The sequence below is a fragment of the Bradyrhizobium lablabi genome (assembly GCF_018129385.1).
GTDB classification, from domain to species: domain Bacteria; phylum Pseudomonadota; class Alphaproteobacteria; order Rhizobiales; family Xanthobacteraceae; genus Bradyrhizobium; species Bradyrhizobium lablabi_C.
In genome coordinates this window covers 475,119-492,967 of sequence record NZ_JAFCLN010000002.1, presented here as the reverse complement: position 1 = coordinate 492,967, position 17,849 = coordinate 475,119, and the positions used below count along the sequence as shown (strand labels likewise).

Genomic DNA, 17,849 nt, shown 5'->3' with positions numbered 1-17,849 from the left:
CCTCGGCACCGGGCCCCGTCGGCACTCGATCAGTAACATTCGACGATCATCCGAGAGCAAAATGCAATTCGTTCCCTATGTCGTCAACGGCATCGCGCTCGGCCTGTCCGTTGCGCTGATCGCCCTCGCGCTCGCCTTGATATGGCGTACGGTCGGCATGATCGATTTCGGCCTCGGTGCGGTGTACCTCGCCGCGGCCTATGCGGCGTACTTTGCGAAGGGCGTTCTCGGCCTGCCATATCCGGCCGCTGCCGTGGTCGGCCTGCTGGCGGGACCCGTGGCAAGTGTCCTGATCTATCTCATTATCTACCGATTCTTCCTACAGAAGGGGGCGTCGCTGTTCGTGCTGGTGCTGGTGGCGCTGTCCGTGTTCACGGCGGCACAGCACGGGCTAGGGGCGACCGTCACGGCGCAGAAATTCTATCTGATCGACGATATCGTGCCGGGCTTTTCATTCCTGGGGACACGGCTGAATATCGTGCAGATCGCCAAGATGCTGGTCAGCCTGATCGCACTGGCGGGCCTCGCATGGTTCTGCCTGTCGACAAAAGCGGGCCAGTGCGTCCTGGCGGTCGCGGACAATCCGTCGCTCGCGCAAGCCCTCGGCGTCGACACCAATCGTGCGCGCATGTGGACGTTCGGCGTGGCAGGCCTGATCGTCGCGGCAGCGGCCGTTCCGGAAGCGACGGAGAGCGGCGTCGATCCCTATCTGGCATCCAATCCGATCTTTCTTGGCCTTGCCGCCATCATCATCGGAGGACTCGGGCGCTTCCGCAATCCTGTTCTCGGCGGCTTGCTGCTGGGGCTGGCGTTTCATCTGGCCGTCTGGGCGTTTTCCTCGCAGTGGCAGGAAGTGGTTGCGTACTCCCTCGTGCTGCTGGCGCTGATCGTTCGGCCGCAGGGCTTGTTCGGCGGCATGTCCGTTGCGCGTGAACGGGCCTGATCGATGACTTACCTTGTCGATGTTCTCACCCTGACCGCGATCCTGATCGTCGCCACCCACGGCTATATGATCATCAAGGGTCTGGGTGGGATGCTCCACCTCGGCCATGCGGTGTTCTACGGACTTGGCGCCTATGGCGCGGCCATTCTGTCCACCCGCGTGCTGCCGACCGGACTGTTTCCGATCTCCCTGATTGGCGCTGCGATCGTCGCGGCCATTGGCGGTCTGATCGTGGGTTGGCCCGCGCTGCGGAACCGCGGCCGTTACTTCATGATCGTGACGTTCTCGATCCAGCTGATCTTCGTCACTTTCGTCATCAACCTGGCGGTGACGGGCGGACCGGACGGCATCACGTCCATTCCCGGCCTTTCGCTCGGCCCCTGGCAGCCGACAAGCCGCGAAAGCCTGCCGCTGGGCTTCGTCACACTGACCTATAGCCAGCTGAAGCTCGCTGTGATGATCGGCTTTGCCGTGGGGTCGTTCTTCCTGTGCCGGTACATCATCGGCTCGGCTTACGGCCGGCTAGTCCGCGCCGCCCGTGAGGACGAGGTCGTCGTCGAAGCTCACGGCCGTTCCGCTATCCTGGTAAAACTGTCGGCCTTCGTTCTCGGTGCTGCCATTACCGGACTGGCCGGCGGCTTGTTCGCCCATCACTTCAACTATGTCGGCCCGACCCAGTTCGAACTCGACGCGACCATGCTCTTCCTCGTGATGCTGATCGTCGGAGGGCAGTACAGCCTGGTCGGCGCAACCCTGGGGCCGATCCTCGTCGTGCTCATGCTGGAGGCTTTGCGCTATCTGCTCGAAAGCATTCTCGGTGTGCCTGCGGAACTCACGGCGCACCTCCGGCAGCTGTTCTTTGTCCTGACTCTAATCGCCATCCTCTCGGTCCGCAGCAACGGATTGGTGCCGGAACGGCGTCCGCGGCACGACAAGCAAGGTACACCGGTGCTGGAATACGGGCAGGGCTCTCCGCGCATGGTCGATCCAACGGTCGACGTAGCATCGGCCAAGGTCATCGCCGGAGAATTTGGGACCGGAAAGCCGGCTCGCGAGGAGAAGTTGCCTGCGGTCCTTACCTGCAGCGGCCTGCAGAAGCGCTTCGACGGCGTTCAAGCGGTTGCCGACGCAAGTCTCGAGCTGGTCGCCGGCAAGATTATCGTCGTGATCGGCCCCAATGGTGCGGGCAAGACCAGCCTGTTCAACATCCTCTCGGGCATCACCGACTGCGATGCCGGCAGTGCCACGTTGAAAGGCGAGTCGATCATCGGTCTATCGCCGGAGCGCATTGCAAGGATGGGTCTGGCTCGTACTTTCCAGGAGGTCAGGACGTGGAAGGGGCTTACCGCCATTGAGAATATTCTCGCGGCGCGGCGCGACCAGCCTGGCGCAAACCTCGTCAACCTGTTCACGCAGCCGCGGTTGTGCCGGCGGGCCGAAGCGGAAGGTGTCGAACGCGCCTATGCCGTGCTTGAACGTTTCGGCCTCCAGCAATTCGCCAACATGCCCTCCAGTGATCTGTCCTATGCGCAGCGAAAAATGCTTTCGCTGGCGCGGATCAGCGCCTTCGAGCCCGACGTCATGCTGCTCGATGAGCCGACGTCCGGGGTGGATCCGCGGCGGCTCGACATCTTTCTCCAGCACATCCGCTCTTTCGCCAAGGACGACAACAAGGCTATCTGCCTGATCGAGCACAACATGTCGGTCGTGAAGGACCTCGCCGATTGGGTCGTCTTCATGGATGAAGGCCGTACCCTGGCTGCCGGCGCACCCGATGACATTATCGGTGATCGGGTCCTGATGCGCATGTATCTCGGACATCGCGAGCGCAAGGGTGCTTGATGCTGGAACTCAATGAACTCGTCAGCGGCTATGGCCGCGATCCTATCCTGCGAGGCGTCACCTTTGCGGTACCCGATGCCGCGATCACGGCCGTGTTCGGCCATAACGGGGCAGGGAAATCGTCGCTGGTGCGGGCGCTGGTAGGCATTCTGCCGGCATGGAGCGGCAGCCTGAAGCTGGATGGCATCGAACTTTCGAACCAGCCATCCCGCCGACGAGTCGAGCTTGGCGTGGTCGCGTCGTTTCAGGATCAACCGGTGTTCCCGACGCTGACGGTTCTGCAAAATCTGTATCTGGGCGGCCATGTCCGCTGGAATGACAAGGCCTGGCTCGAGGCGCGCGTCGATCACATCATGACGATGTTTCCGCGCCTGTCGGAGCGTGCAGATCAATTAGCCTATACGCTCAGCGGCGGCGAGCGGCGGATGCTCTCGATCGCGATGGCGCTGATCAGCGATCCCAAGGTGCTGATCCTGGACGAGCCGTCGACCGGATTGTCGCCGGGCGTCACCGATTTCATGTTCAAGACCATTCAAGACATCAGAGATGCATTCGGAAAGTCGATCATCCTGATCGAGCAGAACGTGCAGAACGTGCTTCCGTTTGCCGACAAGGCAGTGGTGCTGAAGACGGGCCTGGTGAGCTTCGACGGCTCGCCCCGAACGCTGCAGGAAGATCCGGACCTCGTGATGATGTTCTAGGAAAACCAAACACCAGAAAAGACCAAGGAGAGGACCATGTCGTCCCAAAAGTCCATGCATCTCTGCGCATTCCTTTGCGCAGGGCCGGTGTCGCACAGCCATGCGATCTGGCGAAATCCCGCGCACGAAACCGGATTTCTTCGCGGCGACTTTTACGTCGAACTCGCCCGCACCCTGGAGAGGGGCAAGTTCGACTTCGTCTTCCTTGCCGACCGCTTGGCGATCGCGGACCAGTACGGCAACAGCTCCGAGACGGGGCTGCGCTACGGCGATCAGGACGCGACGCGGCTGGATCCGATTCCGATTTTGGGGTTGATGGCCGCCGCCACCAAACATCTCGGCCTCGGCGCGACACGTTCCACGACCTACGGCACGCCGTACAGTCTCGCGCGGGAGATGGCGACGCTCGATCACATCTCGGGCGGGCGGGCCGCCTGGAACGTCGTGACATCGATGAACGACAGCGAGGCAATGAACTACAGCGCGGCCAGGCATCTGAAGCACGACGAACGCTACGACCGCGCAGACGAATTCATGGAAGTCACGTTCAAGCTCTGGGATAGCTGGGAGCCTGACGCACTTGTGCTCGATCGTGCCAATGGCATCTACGCCGACCCCACCAAAGTTCACTATGTGAACCACGTCGGAAAGAATTTTCAGGTTCGAGGTCCGCTCAACATCCCAAGCTCGCCGCAGCAACGGCCCGTGATCATCCAGGCCGGGTCATCGGGCCGGGGCAAGCGCTTCGCCGCGCGATGGTCGGAAGTGATCTTTGCGCTTCAGCCCACCATGGCTCGGATGAAGGATTTCCGGAACAGCATCCGGGCCGAGTTGGCAGATGCCGGCAGGCCGGAAGATGCCAGCAAGGTGCTGATGGCGATCATGCCCTTCGTCGGGACGAGCCGATCGGAGGCCGAGGAGAAGCGCGATCTTCACGATAGCCTCGTTGTTCCCCAAGTGGGCCTGTCGACCCTGGCGGCCCATTCCAATTCCGACTTCAGCAGCTTGGCGCTCGATGCGACCGTTAGCGAGATCGAGAGCACTGGCAGCCAGGGCAACATGGCGGCACTGCGTAGCATCGCGCCGGGCGGCTCCCTCACCATTGCGGAAGCAGGCCGCGTGTACGGCAGCGGCGTGATGTGCCCGCGCAGCGTCGGTACGGCCAAGGACGTCGCCGAACATCTGCTCTCGATCATCGACGACGATGCCGCCGACGGTTTTGTGTTGTCGCCGGCGTTCCTGCCGGATTCCTTCCAGGATTTCGTCGAGCACGTCGTCCCGATCCTGCAGAAAAGCGGCCGTCTGCGTAGGGAGTATGGCACCGAAACGTTGCGCGGGAGGCTCGCTGGCCATGCGTGATTTTCGCGGGATCGTTTCCGTCGACCCTTCCGAATACAAGCGGGCGATGAGGCAGTTGGCCACCGGCGTCGCCGTCGTGACCAGCCGCAACGGCAAAACGATGAATGGCATGACCGCGACGGCCTTTTGCAGCGTCAGCGCCGATCCACCGATGATGCTTGTCGTTGTCAACCGGTCGAGCAACTCGCACCAGATCATCGATGCAAGCAGGAGTTTTGCGGTCAACATCCTGCGGGCCGATCAACAGCATATCGCGGAGTATTTCGCCGGCCGCGCCGACAAGAGCTTTGCTGACGTCGGCTACAGAGAAGGCGTCACGGGATGTCCGTTGCTCGCAGGCTCCATCGCGACGCTGGAGTGCCTGACGGCAAAAGCGGTCGGGGCGGGAAGTCACACAATATTCGTCGGCCGCGTGGTCTCGGCGAATACCAACGAAGAAAGTCCGTTGCTCTATCGCAACGGCGCATTCGCAACGATGGTTGAACATGCCTAGCTCGAACCTCAGGATCACCGAAGTCCGAATCCGCCGGATCAAGATGCGGCTCAAGGAACCCTTCGTCATCGCATCCCAATCCATCGTTGAGTGCGATCATCTTATTTGTATCGTGAACACCGATAGCGGCGTCAGCGGGGTCGGCGCGGTCGCGACCATCCCGGCGTTCATGGGAGAAACAGGCGAGACGATCGAAGCCGCGATGATCTATCTGTCCGACGGCATGAAAGGGAAAGACCCATTCGGCATCGATCGCATCGTTCAGCAGTTCGACGAGCAGCTGCCGGGCAACAATTCCGCGAAAGCTGCGCTCGACCTGGCGCTCCACGACCTGATGGGGAGGGCATTGGGCTTGCCGGTGTACCGCCTTCTCGGCGGCGCGGTACGCCACCGCATCCCGCTCGCCTGGATCATCGGACTGAAGAGCGTCAAGGAAACCGTGGACGAAGCGGTCCGGAAGTACCAAGGCGGCTTCAAGGTCATCAAAGTCAAGATCGGCCATGATGACGGCGAAGATCTTGAAAAGATACGCCTGATCCGAAATGAACTGGGTGCGGACGCACTCATCCGTGTCGACGCGAACTGCGCCTACACGGCCGATGGCGGCTTGCGCATCCTCAGCAAGCTCGAGCAATTCGATCTCGAACTGATCGAACAGCCATGCCGCCAGGCTGACATCACTGGAATGCGCCGGCTACGTCAGGCCCTGCAAACGCCGATCCTCGCGGACGAGTCGGTCATGTCGCCGGAAGACGCGCTTAGGATCGTGATGGAGGAGGCGGCCGACATCATCAACATCAAAGTCGGCAAGGTCGGCGGCATTGCGAAGGCCCGGCGCATCGCGGCGATTGCGGATGCCGGCGGGCTGCCCATCGTGATGAGCGGCAACCTCGAACTCGGACCGGGTATTGCCGCATCCGCCCATGTAGCCGCGTCACTGAAGAACGCGCGCTACGCCACGGACATCTTCGTCGGAGGCCACAAGCACTTTGACGATACGATTCTGGAAGGGTGGGGTGAGGAGGGTATGACCATCCGTGTCCCCGAAGGGCATGGGTTGGGCGTCACGGTCCGTCCCGAGTTCATGCCGGAAGCATCCTGACGCCGGAGTGCGCAGCCAATGAAATCGAGCCGATTGGGCGGTAGGTCGCTGCCGCTCACATGCGCGCTGCCCATTGATTGCGCGGAAATGAGCGGTTTTGCCGACCAAATGAGCATGCAAGCCTGCAATCAATCACCTAGCAGATTGATTTCAATATGCATTCTTGCACGATCAATTGCACATCTCGGCATTTTCTTTTGTTTCGCGCAGGCCAACACTTCGCCTGTTCGCAGCGGAAGGAAGACAGGCAATTCCGCCGAAGAGCCGACTGGGCAATGTCATGCGATATGTCACTGACGCGATCTCGAATGCAAAGGTCAAGCGCGCCATCGAGCTGGCGATAGGGCCGCTGCTGCTGTTCGCGTTGTGGTGGGTCGCCTTCAAGGGACAACTGGTCAACAAGGATTTGCTGCCGTCGCCGGTCGATACGCTGCGCGACACCGCTACCAGCATCGCGGCCGGCAAGATGACCGGGGATTTCGTACATACCATCGTGCGCGTCGGCTACTCGATCCTGATCGCGGTCGTCGCCGGCGTTCCCATCGGGATCGTGCTCGGCGCCAAGGCGGCGATTTATCGATCGGTCGAATTCCTGGTGGACTTCTTCCGCTCGACGCCGGCGACCGCGATGTTTCCGCTGTTCCTGCTGCTGTTCGGTCTTGGCGACTTCGCCAAGATCGCGGTTGCCGCCTTTGCCGCCTGGCTCGTCATCGTGTTCAACGTCGCATATGGCGTGATGAATGCCCGCCAGACCCGCATCCTTGCGGCCCGCTCAATGGGCGCATCGTCACTCCGTATCTTCAAGGATGTGATCTTCTATGAAACCCTGCCGCAGACCTTCGTCGGCCTGCGCACCGCGGTGTCGCTCGCGCTCGTCGTGATCATCGTCGCCGAGATGTTCATCGGCGCGACTGACGGCATCGGTCATCGCATCATCGACGCGCAGATTTCGTACTCGCTCACCGATATGTACGGCTCGATCCTCGTCGCCGGCGCGATGGGATACGGGCTCAACCTGATGCTCCTGATGATCGAACGCTCGCTCATTCACTGGTCCGGGAAATAGTCCGCGCAAATCCAAACGAAGAGGCCATCATGCAGATGAAAAGAATCCTTGGGGCAGCGGCAGCTTCCGCGTTCCTGCTCGGCGCGACGGGCGCACATGCAGCCTGCGACAAGATGGAGAAGGTAACCGCGGTCTGGTTGCCGATCATGCAGACCACGGCCTATTACGTCGCTCTGGAAGAGAAGCTGTTCGAAAAAGCTTGCATCGAGATCGTTTCCACCAAGATGGAAGCGCCAAACCAGATCATCGACGCCCTGATCGCGGAGCGTGCCGATTTCGGTCCTCCGGGTGCGGCCGCCGGCATTGCAATGATCGCGGAGGCCAAGTTTCCCGGCAAGCTGAAGGTCTTTGGCCTACAGGGCGGGGGTGTCGCGGTCGATCGCATCAATGATGGCCTGATCGTCAAGCCCGGCAGCCCGATCAAGAGCTTTGCCGACCTGAAGGGCAAGTCGCTCGGTCACGTGCCGGGCATCCAGTGGCGCACGATTTCCCGCCACATGGTCCGTTCGGCCGGCCTCGATCCCGATACCGATGTCAAGCTGGTCGATCTCGCCGTCGCCATGCAGGTGCCCGCCGTGGTTGGCGGCACTGTCGACGCAACGCTGTCGCTGGAGCCGGTCGGGTCGATCGCGGTTGCGTCTGGCAAGGCGGCCCGCGCCATGACCAACCCGGTCGCGCGCGTGATCGCCGATCCCTTCTATTCCGGCGCTTCGCTGATGACCACGAAGTTCCTGAAGGAGCGGCCCGACGTGGCGCGCAAGGTCGTCGCCGCCATCGACGAGGCGACCGATCTCGTGAACGCCAACTTCGCCAAGTACAAGCCGATCCTCACCAAGTACACGCCGACCAAGGAGGACCAGCTCGAGTTCCTGGCGCAGCCCTATCTGCGCGGCTTCAAGGACCTCAACGAGACCGACATGAAGTCGTACCAGGCGCTGGTCGACGTCTTCATCAAGGAAGGCGTGGTGGCCGGTCCCATCAACGTGAAGGACAAGGTCCTCGCCAAGTCCGATCTCGGGAATTGAGCCGATACCGATGGGGAACGTGACCGCGATCCGCAACGCAGACTGGCCAGCCGCCGAAAGCCCGGCGCCTGCCCAGTCGCCCAAGCCCCGGCAGGCCTATGTCACGGTGCGTGGGCTGAGCAAGAAGTTCCAGGGCACGACGATCTACGACGACTTCTCGATCGACCTGCCGATGGGAAAGTTCATCTCGGTGTTCGGCCCGAACGGCTGCGGCAAGAGCACCTTTATCAACATGATCTCCGGCCTGATGCCGATGGATGCGGGGCAGGTGCTCTACGACGGCCAGACCATCCGCGACACCAAAATCTCGTACGTCTTCCAGAATTACCGGGAAGCATTATTCCCCTGGATGCGCGCGATCGACAACATCCACTACCCCCTGAAGGTATTGGGGGTAGATCGAAAGGAACGCCGCCGGCGCGTCGAAAAGTTGCTCGCCGAATTCGACGTGCCGTTCGATCTCAATGCCTATCCCTACACGCTGTCGGGCGGCCAGCAGCAGACCGTTTCGATCCTGCGGGCGCTGGTCACCGACCCGGAAGTCCTGTTCCTCGACGAGCCCTTTTCGGCGCTGGACTACGAGATGACGCTGTTCATGCGCGAACGGCTTCAGCACATCTTCATGAAGTTGAAGACGACCATGCTGCTGGTCTCGCACGATCTCGAGGAAGCCATTCAGCTTGCCGACCAGGTGGTGCTGCTGACGCGGCGGCCGACGCGGGTGGCTGAAATCGTACCCGTTGATCTGCCCTGGCCGCGCGACCTCGACGTCACGACGGGCGAGGGGTTCATCAACCTGAAACGCCATTGCCTCGACCGCTTCTGGCGCGAGGTCAAACGAGACTGATCAATACTGAGAAAAATGGAGACCGATATGACGAAGCGCCGTTTCCGCGCTGCCGCCGTCCAGACGCTCGCCCGTTTGGGCGACTTTGACCACAACATCGCGCTGGCGACCCAGTTCGTCGAGGACGCGGTGAGGCAGGGGGCCGAGCTGGTGGTGTTCCCCGAATGCATGGACACCGGTTACCTCTTCGATTCCGCCGAGCATTGCCGCGAACTCGCCGAGACGATGAAAGACGGACCGTTCGTGACGGCGCTGTCCGCGCTCGCCAGGAAGCACGGCATCTACATCGCCAGCGGCGTCACCGAATGGGACCCGGAGAAGGAGAAGATCTTCAACACCGGCATCATGTTCGGCCGCAAGGGCGAGACCGTCTGCCATTACCACAAGCAGTTCCTGGCGACCCACGATCAGAACTGGTTCGCCTTCGGTGAGCGCGGCTGTCCGGTAGTGGACACCGATCTCGGAAAGATCGGCCTCTTGATCTGCTTCGACGGCCGCATCCCCGAAATCTTCCGCTCGATGGCGATGCAGGGCGCGGAAGTGATCGTCGACATGGCGAACTTTTTCGCCATGGACCAGGCCGATATGTGGGGACCGGCCCGCAGCTACGAGAACGGCCTGTGGCTCGTTGCCGCCACCAAGGCCGGCTACGAGCGGTCGATCTACTATCCCGGCGGCAGCATGATCGTCGATCCCAAGGGCCGGGTGCTGTCGAAGGTGCCGTACGATACCCATGGCATGGCAATCGCCGACGTCGACCTCGACGCCGCGCACGACAAGTCGATCTACTCGGCCAACGACAAGATCGCCGACCGCCGTCCCGAAACCTACGGCCTGATGGCGCTGCCGTACGAGAAGACGCCGGTCTACCGGATCGCGGAGAAGCCGCTGATCCCGGCAAAATCTGTCGCCAAGGTCGCGGCCGTGCAGATGCATGTGACCAGGGACTGTCCGGCCGGGGAAGTGTTCGACATGATCGATCACGCCGCCAAGCTCGGCATCAAGGTGCTCACGCTGCCGGAATATGCATTCTGTCCATCGGCTATTCCGAACGCTGCGGAGGCCGCTGCGCTGGCCGACCAGACGCCGGCGCTGCTGGCGAAGACCGCTGCGATCGCGGCGCGCTATCAATGCCTGATCACGCTGCCGACCGTCGAGCGCGCCGCCGCCGGCCTTTACGTGACGACGTTCCTGATCGGGCCTGACGGCAAGGAAGTCGGCAAGTATCGCAAGACGCATCTCACGGCCGAGGAGCGGAAATGGGCGAGGGCGGGCGACGACTATCCGGTGTTCGATACGCCGTTCGGCCGGATCGGCATCATGTCCGGCTATGACGCCGTCTTCCCGGAAACATCGCGCTGCCTCGGCATCGCGGCGGCCGACATCATCCTGTGGCCGGCCTCGCTGCGCGAGCCGTTCGAGCGGGAGCTGCTCGCCATTCCCCGGGCCGAGGACAACCGCGTGGCCGTGGTGCTGGCGAACCGCGTCGACTCGCCCTATCCGGGCGGCAGCCTGGTGATCCCGCCGACCGGCTTTCCGCTCTGGGACATCAACGTCGTAGCGCCGCGCGTGCTCAAGCTCGGCGCCGTGATGCCCAAGCACATCGATCTCGCGGTCTGCCGGCAGAAGTTGATGATCCCCAAGGTCGACATGTTCGCCAACCGGCTGGTCGAGACCTACGCGCCGATCATCGCCGCCTGACGGTTGCCGTGTCGGCCGATATGCCCGAAAGTAGCGCGCGTTCGATGCGAAGGCTCGCGAACGGGCATATCAGGACGGCTGAGGTGGCAAAGGCTGCGCGAACGCTGCGCTACAATTGGGACGACGTCATCTTCTTCCTGGAGGTCGCGCGGGCGCGCAATCTCGTTCGCGCCGGCCAGAAGTTGAAGGTCGATCACACGACCGTCAGCCGGCGGGTGAGGGAGCTCGAGCGAAGCCTCAACACCACGTTGTTCAAGCGCAGCAAGGCGGGCTTCGCGCTGACCGAGGCGGGCCTGCGGCTTCTCCAATATGCCGAGGGTATGGAGAACAACGCCAACGCGATCATCGAAACCGTGGTCGGTTCCGAAAAGGCCGACGCCGCCGGCGCCGTCCGGATCGCCGGCATGGAAGGCATCGGCAGCATGTACTTGACGACGTGCATGGCGGCCTTCGGCAAGGCGTACCCGTCGATCCAGGTCGAGCTGATCACCGACACCCGTCTCCTCGATATGACGCGGCGGGAGGCGGACATCTTCATCAGCTTCTTCAAGCCGAAGGGAAGGCGGCTCTCCGTCAAGAAGATCGGCGAATTCAGGATATTCCTGTACGCCTCCAGCGCCTATCTCCAGCGCCAGCGGATGCCGTCCGATCTGAAGGATCTGGACAACCACGACTTCATCGATTTCATCGACGAACACATCCACATCAAGGAGAACCGCTGGCTGTCCGACATCCTGCGCCCGGCCCATGTCGTGTTCCGCAGCACCAGCCTGGTCTCCCAATACATGGCCGCGTCAAGCGGCCTCGGCATCGCCATGCTGCCGTCCTACGTGGCCGCTCATAACAAGGACCTGCGGCCGATCCTGCCGAGCTATTTTTCGGTCCGCGACATATGGCTCTCGGTCCACGAAGATCTTCTCCACATCGCCCGCATCAAGGCCGTGATGGCATTCCTCGAGAAGCGCGTGGCAGCCGATGCCGGCTACCTGATGTCGGCGACGCATCACGCCAAGGGCTGACCTTGGGCTGGGCGGGAGCCAACCGAGGGCGCCGACTCAAAAAGTCGAAAACAACCCCATGCACAGTAGGAGCGGCCTTGGAGTAGCCTTGGCCCGGTACCCGGCAAGTCATATATCGAATTCGCATAAGGTATATTATGGAATATTTATATCTATAATTAGATCAAATGTTTAGACGGGATTTCTCGCGGGTCGTATCAGCTTCGCGGCTTGAAGTTCGCTCCAGTCCATGGCCAGCCCCATGGCCATGCACGGGCGTGCGTCGGCCATCCGTCAGCCGATATTGCCGCCGCCTCCGGACGCTGCAATAAGCGCGGCTTCCCACGAGCTTGCAGACCGTGCGGCTCACAAGAACAACAAGCCTCTCAAGGGAGAAACCTTACATGAGCTTTTCACGCCGCACCTTGCTCAAGGCATCGGCCGCCTCGGCGGTTATGGGCAGCATCGGTGCGCCGATGGTGGCACGGGCCCAGAGCGCCGAGTTCACCTACAAATACGCCAACAACCTGCCGGACACCCATCCGATGAACGTCCGGGCCCGCGAGATGGCTGCGGCGATCAAGACCGAGACCAATGGCAAGGTCGACATCCAGATATTCCCGAACAACCAGCTCGGCTCCGATACGGACATGCTGAGCCAGGTCCGTTCCGGCGGCATCGAGTTCTTCACGCTGTCGGGCCTGATCCTGTCGACGCTGGTGCCGGCCGCGTCGATCAATGGCATCGGCTTCGCATTCCCGGACTACGACACGGTCTGGAAGGCCATGGATGGCGGGCTCGGCGCCTATGTGCGCGGCGAGATCGGCAAGGCCGGCCTCGTGGTGATGGAAAAGATCTGGGACAACGGTTTCCGCCAGACCACGTCCTCGACCAGGCCGATCAACGGCCCTGACGACTTCAAGGGCTTCAAGATCCGCGTGCCGGTATCGCCGCTGTGGACCTCGATGTTCAAGGCGTTCGATGCAGCGCCCGCCTCGATCAATTTCAGCGAGGTCTATTCCGCGCTCCAGACCAAAATCGTCGAAGGCCAGGAGAATCCGCTGGCAATCATCTCGACCGCAAAGCTCTACGAGGTGCAAAAGTTCTGCTCGCTGACCAACCACATGTGGGACGGTTTTTGGTTCCTGGCCAACCGCCGCGCCTGGGAAAAGCTGCCTGACGATCTCAAGGCGATCGTCGCCAGGAACATCAACGCGGCCGCGGTCAACGAGCGTGCTGATGTCGCCAAGCTCAACGCCGGTCTCCAGCAGGACCTGGCGTCCAAGGGCCTCACGTTCAATCAGCCCAATGCGACGGCATTCCGCGACAAGCTGCGGTCGGCCGGCTTCTACGCCGAATGGAAGGGTAAATACGGCGACCAAGCCTGGGATCTGCTGGAAAAGTCCGTCGGCAAGCTGAGCTAAGCCAGGCCGAGTTAAGGTTAAGCGCGTAGGGGGCCGGGCATGGCTCATGCCGAGATGACGAAAACGGCCGGCGAGGTGGAGTCCCCTCCTCGCCGGCGTTCGTTTGTCGGCTCACTCGAGCATGTGCTTGGCGTGCTCGTGGAGATTCCGGCGGCGCTGCTGGTCGTCGCCGAGATCGTCATCCTGTTTGCCGGCGTGGTCGCGCGCTATGTCCTGCACAAGCCGCTGATCTGGTCGGACGAACTGGCCTCGATCCTGTTCCTGTGGCTGGCGATGCTGGGCGCGGCAGTCGCATTCCGCCGCGGCGAGCATATGCGGATGACGGCGGTTGTGGCCGGCACAAAGCCCGCGATGCGCGCCTATCTCGATCTGGTCGCGACATCGGCCGCGCTGGCGTTCCTGCTGCTGATCGCCTGGCCGGCCTACGAATACGCCTACGAAGAGAGCTACATCACCACGCCCGCGCTCCAGATCCTCAACAGCTGGCGCGCGGCGGCGCTGCCGGTCGGCATCGGCCTGATGGCGCTGTTCGCATTGCTGCGGCTGGCGCGGGCCGGCGACAAGAGGATGGTATTGGCCGCCATCCTGTCGGTCGCCGCTGTCATGGCCGTGTTCTGGCTGGCACAGCCCTGGCTGCGGCCGCTCGGCAATCTCAACCTCATCATCTTCTTTGTGGGCGTGGCCGGCTTCTGCGTATTCGCGGGCGTGCCGATCGCGTTCGGATTTGGGCTGGCCACCTTTGGCTATCTGGCGCTGACGACGCGCACGCCTGTCATGGTGCTGGTCGGCCGCATGGACGAGGGCATGAGCCACCTCATCCTGCTGTCGGTGCCGCTGTTCGTCTTCCTTGGCCTGCTGATCGAGATGACCGGCATGGCGCGGGCCATGGTGGCGTTCCTGGCGAGCCTGCTCGGCCATGTCCGCGGCGGCCTGCATTACGTGCTGGTCGGCGCGATGTATCTGGTGTCCGGCATTTCCGGCTCCAAGGCCGCCGATATGGCGGCTGTTGCGCCCGTGCTGTTCCCCGAGATGAAGCAGCGCGGCGCCAAGCCGGGCGATCTCGTCGCCCTGCTCTCGGCCACCGGCGCGCAGACCGAAACCATCCCGCCGAGCCTCGTGCTGATCACCATCGGCTCGGTCACCGGCGTCTCGATCGCCGCGCTGTTCACCGGCGGGCTGCTGCCGGGCGTGGTGCTGGCGATCACGCTGTCGGCGCTGGTGTGGTGGCGGTACCGCAATGAGGATTTGAGCCACGTCAGGCGCGCCAGCGGCGGCGAGATCCTGAAGTCTTTCATCATCGCGCTGCCGGCGCTCGCGCTGCCGTTCGTGATCCGCTACGCCGTCGTCGAGGGCATCGCGACGGCGACCGAAGTTTCCACCATCGGGATCGTTTACGCCTTCGTGGTCGGCTTTTTCGCCTATGGCCTTTTCATCTACCGCAACCTCGACTGGCGCCGGCTTGTGCCGATGCTGATCGAGACCGCGAGCCTGTCCGGCTCGATCCTGCTGATCATCGGCGCCGCCACCGGTATGGCCTGGGGCCTCACCCAATCCGGTTTTTCGCGCGCGCTGGCGGCCGCCATGACCGGCCTGCCCGGCGGCTCCGCCAGCTTCATCGCGGTCTCGATCCTGGCCTTCGTGATCCTCGGCAGCGTGCTGGAAGGCATTCCGGCGATCGTGCTGTTCGGCCCCCTGCTCTTTCCGATCGCCCGCACGGTGGGGGTGCACGAGGTGCACTACGCCATGGTCATCATCCTCGCCATGGGCATCGGACTGTTCGCGCCGCCGTTCGGAGTAGGCTATTATGCCGCCTGTGCGATCGGGCGCGTCGATCCCAACGAGGGGATCAGGCCGATCTGGGGTTACCTGCTGGCGCTGATGGTCGGTCTCATCATCGTGGCGATCTTCCCCTGGATCTCGATCGGATTCTTGTAAGAACATTTTTTGCGGGGAAATGCCGATGAGCGGGACGCCGAACCAGTACAGCATCGGATTGGACAAGACGCCGGCCAATTATGTGCCGCTGACGCCGCTGAGCTTTCTGGTTCGCTCCGCGGCGGTTTTCCCGAACCATGTCAGTACGGTCTATGAGGGCCGCGAGTTCACCTGGTCGCAAACCTATGCGCGCTGCCGCCGCTTTGCGTCCTGGCTGGCCGGCCGCGGCATCGGGCAAGGCGACACGGTCGCGGCGATGCTGCCGAACATCCCCGCGATGAACGAGCTGCATTTTGCCGTGCCGATGGCCGGCGCCGTGCTGAACGCGCTCAACATCCGCCTCGATGCGCCCTCGATCGCCTTCCAGCTCGACCATGGCGGCGCCAAAATCATTCTGGTCGATCCGGAATTTGCCGGCGTGATCGCGGAAGCCCTGACGCAGATGAAGGGCCCAAAGCCGTTCGTTGTCGACGTCGACGATGCGGCGTTCACAGGCGGCAAGCGGATCGGCGAGATCGAGTATGAAGCCGCCGTCGCCCAAGGCGATCCAAACTTCGAGCCAAGACTGCCGACCGATGAATGGGACGCCATTGCACTCAGCTACACTTCGGGCACCACGGGCAATCCCAAGGGCGTGGTGACGCACCATCGCGGCGCGTACCTCAATGCGGTCAGCAACATTCTCGCCGGCAATCTCGGCCAGCACCCGGTCTATCTCTGGACCCTGCCGATGTTCCACTGCAACGGCTGGTGCTTTCCGTGGACGGTCGCGGCCTCAGCCGGCGTCAATGTCTGCCTGCGCAAGGTCGACCCTGCCAAGATATTCGAGCTGATCCCGAAGCACGGCGTCACCCACATGTGCGGTGCGCCGATCGTCTACAACACGCTGATCAACGCGCCGGGCGCGCCCAAGGGCGCGAAGGCGCGGCCCGTGGTTGGTTTGATCGCGGGCGCGGCGCCGCCGGTCGCGGTGCTCGAGGGCGCCGAGAGCATCGGCATCAAGTTGACCCATGTCTACGGCCTGACCGAAGTCTATGGCCCCGCCTCGGTCTGCGCCGAGCAGCCCGGCTGGGACGAGCTGCCGGCGGATCAGCGGGCGCAGTTGAAGCGGCGGCAGGGCGTGCCCTACCCGCTGGAGGAAGCCGTCACCGTGCTCGATCCCGCAACGATGCGCGAGGTGCCGCGCGACGGCGAGACCATTGGCGAGGTCATGTTCCGCGGCAATATCGTGATGAAGGGCTATCTGAAGAACGAGAAGGCCACGCAGGAAGCCTTTGCCGGCGGCTGGTTTCACACCGGCGATCTCGGCGTGCTCGACGAGCACGGCTACGTCATCATCAAGGACCGCTCCAAGGATATCATCATCTCCGGCGGCGAGAACATCTCGTCCGTCGAGGTCGAGGACATCCTCTACAAGCATCCGGCCGTGCTGTTCGCCGCCGTGGTGGCCAAGCCCGATACGAAATGGGGCGAAGTGCCCTGCGCCTTCATCGAGCTGAAGGAAGGGGCGAAAGCGACCGAAGCCGAGATCATCGCCTATTGCCGCAGCCACATGTCCGGCTTCAAGACGCCGAAGGCCGTGGTGTTCGGCGCCATCCCGAAGACGTCGACCGGCAAGATTCAGAAATTCCTGCTGCGCAACCAGGTGGAATCGGCAAAGGCGATTTCGGCCTAGGTCTCTCGGCCCGTCATTGCGAGCGAAGCGAAGCAATCCATCTTTGCGCTTGCGGCGATATGGATTGCTTCGTCGCTTCGCTCCTCGCAATGACGGTCTTCGCTTAGTGTGACGCTCGCTCAACGGGCGGATAATACTGCGGCGCCTCCGATCGATCGTACATGGTATAGTCCCGCATCACTTCGAGGACGCGAAAATATTCGGTCGTGGCATCCGCAAACAACCGCTGGCCGAAATCGATGCCGGACTGAGGGTCCGGCAGATCGATCAGGTGCGCGAAGTGGCCTTCGCGATAAACGCTCTCGAATGCGTCCCGCCGCCATTCGGTTTCGACCGGCAGGCTGGCGCTCTTTGATTCCGCTGATAATACGTAGGTTGGTTGACGACGCGCCGGATCGTTATAGGGCGTACGACGTTCCGGTCGCCAGACCGGCTTTCCCGGCCGCGCCTCGTGGATCACCTGGGCGATGCGGATGCGATAATCCGAAAAGACCTTTTCGCGGCCGAGCTCCTGCACCTTGTGATGCTGGCCGTGGACCCGCCATGCCGTGAGTGCTCCCTCGTCCTGCCAAATCTGATGGGAGAGCAGCAGGTTTTCCCGCGTGAGGCTCCTGAACCGCTCGATCGACAGGCAGCCGCCCGTCGCCTCAAGGGCGGGCTTCAGCGCGGCGGCGAGATCGAGATACTGGTCTCGGTGCCCTTCCCGGGTCTCAACTTCAAAAAACAAGCCGATCATGG

General features: G+C 62.4%; 15 protein-coding genes. 14 read left to right on the top strand and 1 reads right to left on the bottom strand.

Annotated features, from left to right (window positions below; all coding sequences use genetic code 11):
• Positions 1-61: 61 nt before the first annotated feature.
• The 14 genes from JQ628_RS05790 to JQ628_RS05725 all read left to right on the top strand — a co-directional run bounded on the left by JQ628_RS05790 (position 62) and on the right by JQ628_RS05725 (position 17,111).
• The gene (locus JQ628_RS05790) at positions 62-943 is read left to right on the top strand and encodes a branched-chain amino acid ABC transporter permease (RefSeq protein ID WP_212220591.1); all 882 of its coding nucleotides are present in this window, start codon (positions 62-64) and stop codon (positions 941-943) included.
• 3 nt (positions 944-946) lie between these two features.
• Complete coding sequence (locus tag JQ628_RS05785) at positions 947-2,785, top strand: branched-chain amino acid ABC transporter ATP-binding protein/permease (RefSeq protein ID WP_212220589.1); 1,839 nt, start codon at positions 947-949, stop codon at positions 2,783-2,785.
• Complete coding sequence (locus tag JQ628_RS05780; RefSeq protein ID WP_212220586.1) at positions 2,785-3,486, top strand: ABC transporter ATP-binding protein; 702 nt, start codon at positions 2,785-2,787, stop codon at positions 3,484-3,486. Before JQ628_RS05785 ends, JQ628_RS05780 begins: the two co-directional genes overlap by 1 nt.
• 36 nt (positions 3,487-3,522) lie before the next feature.
• Positions 3,523-4,845, top strand: coding sequence for an LLM class flavin-dependent oxidoreductase (locus JQ628_RS05775; RefSeq protein ID WP_212220584.1), 1,323 nt, complete (start codon positions 3,523-3,525; stop codon positions 4,843-4,845).
• Positions 4,838-5,338 carry a flavin reductase family protein gene (locus JQ628_RS05770; RefSeq protein WP_212220581.1) on the top strand — a complete coding sequence of 167 codons (501 nt, stop codon included), beginning with the start codon at positions 4,838-4,840 and terminating at the stop codon, positions 5,336-5,338. Before JQ628_RS05775 ends, JQ628_RS05770 begins: the two co-directional genes overlap by 8 nt.
• A complete protein-coding gene (locus JQ628_RS05765) occupies positions 5,331-6,440 on the top strand; it encodes a mandelate racemase/muconate lactonizing enzyme family protein (RefSeq protein WP_212220579.1) in 1,110 nt (369 codons plus the stop codon). Before JQ628_RS05770 ends, JQ628_RS05765 begins: the two co-directional genes overlap by 8 nt.
• Before the next feature lie 280 nt (positions 6,441-6,720).
• Positions 6,721-7,506 carry an ABC transporter permease gene (locus JQ628_RS05760; RefSeq protein WP_212220576.1) on the top strand — a complete coding sequence of 262 codons (786 nt, stop codon included), beginning with the start codon at positions 6,721-6,723 and terminating at the stop codon, positions 7,504-7,506.
• Positions 7,507-7,535: 29 nt separating this feature from the next.
• Positions 7,536-8,531: an ABC transporter substrate-binding protein gene (locus tag JQ628_RS05755; protein ID WP_249127502.1), complete on the top strand. Its 996-nt coding sequence runs from the start codon at positions 7,536-7,538 to the stop codon at positions 8,529-8,531.
• A gap of 10 nt (positions 8,532-8,541) precedes the next feature.
• Positions 8,542-9,378, top strand: a complete 837-nt coding sequence (locus JQ628_RS05750) for an ABC transporter ATP-binding protein (RefSeq protein ID WP_212220573.1) — start codon at positions 8,542-8,544, stop codon at positions 9,376-9,378.
• Positions 9,379-9,405: 27 nt separating this feature from the next.
• Complete coding sequence (locus tag JQ628_RS05745; RefSeq protein WP_212220570.1) at positions 9,406-11,079, top strand: carbon-nitrogen hydrolase family protein; 1,674 nt, start codon at positions 9,406-9,408, stop codon at positions 11,077-11,079.
• An 83-nt stretch (positions 11,080-11,162) separates the two neighbouring features.
• Positions 11,163-12,098: a LysR family transcriptional regulator gene (locus JQ628_RS05740; RefSeq protein WP_212220567.1), complete on the top strand. Its 936-nt coding sequence runs from the start codon at positions 11,163-11,165 to the stop codon at positions 12,096-12,098.
• A 383-nt stretch (positions 12,099-12,481) separates the two neighbouring features.
• Complete coding sequence (locus tag JQ628_RS05735) at positions 12,482-13,501, top strand: TRAP transporter substrate-binding protein (RefSeq protein ID WP_212220565.1); 1,020 nt, start codon at positions 12,482-12,484, stop codon at positions 13,499-13,501.
• 39 nt (positions 13,502-13,540) lie between these two features.
• Complete coding sequence (locus JQ628_RS05730; protein WP_212220562.1) at positions 13,541-15,436, top strand: TRAP transporter large permease; 1,896 nt, start codon at positions 13,541-13,543, stop codon at positions 15,434-15,436.
• Between the two features lie 19 nt (positions 15,437-15,455).
• On the top strand, positions 15,456-17,111 hold the full coding sequence (locus JQ628_RS05725) for an acyl-CoA synthetase (protein ID WP_433996106.1): 1,656 nt from the start codon (positions 15,456-15,458) through the stop codon (positions 17,109-17,111).
• A gap of 103 nt (positions 17,112-17,214) precedes the next feature.
• Here the strand turns inward: JQ628_RS05725 and JQ628_RS05720 are convergent, their stop codons facing one another.
• Positions 17,215-17,847 carry an antibiotic biosynthesis monooxygenase family protein gene (locus tag JQ628_RS05720; protein WP_212220556.1) on the bottom strand — a complete coding sequence of 211 codons (633 nt, stop codon included), beginning with the start codon at positions 17,845-17,847 and terminating at the stop codon, positions 17,215-17,217.
• Positions 17,848-17,849 lie beyond the last annotated feature (2 nt).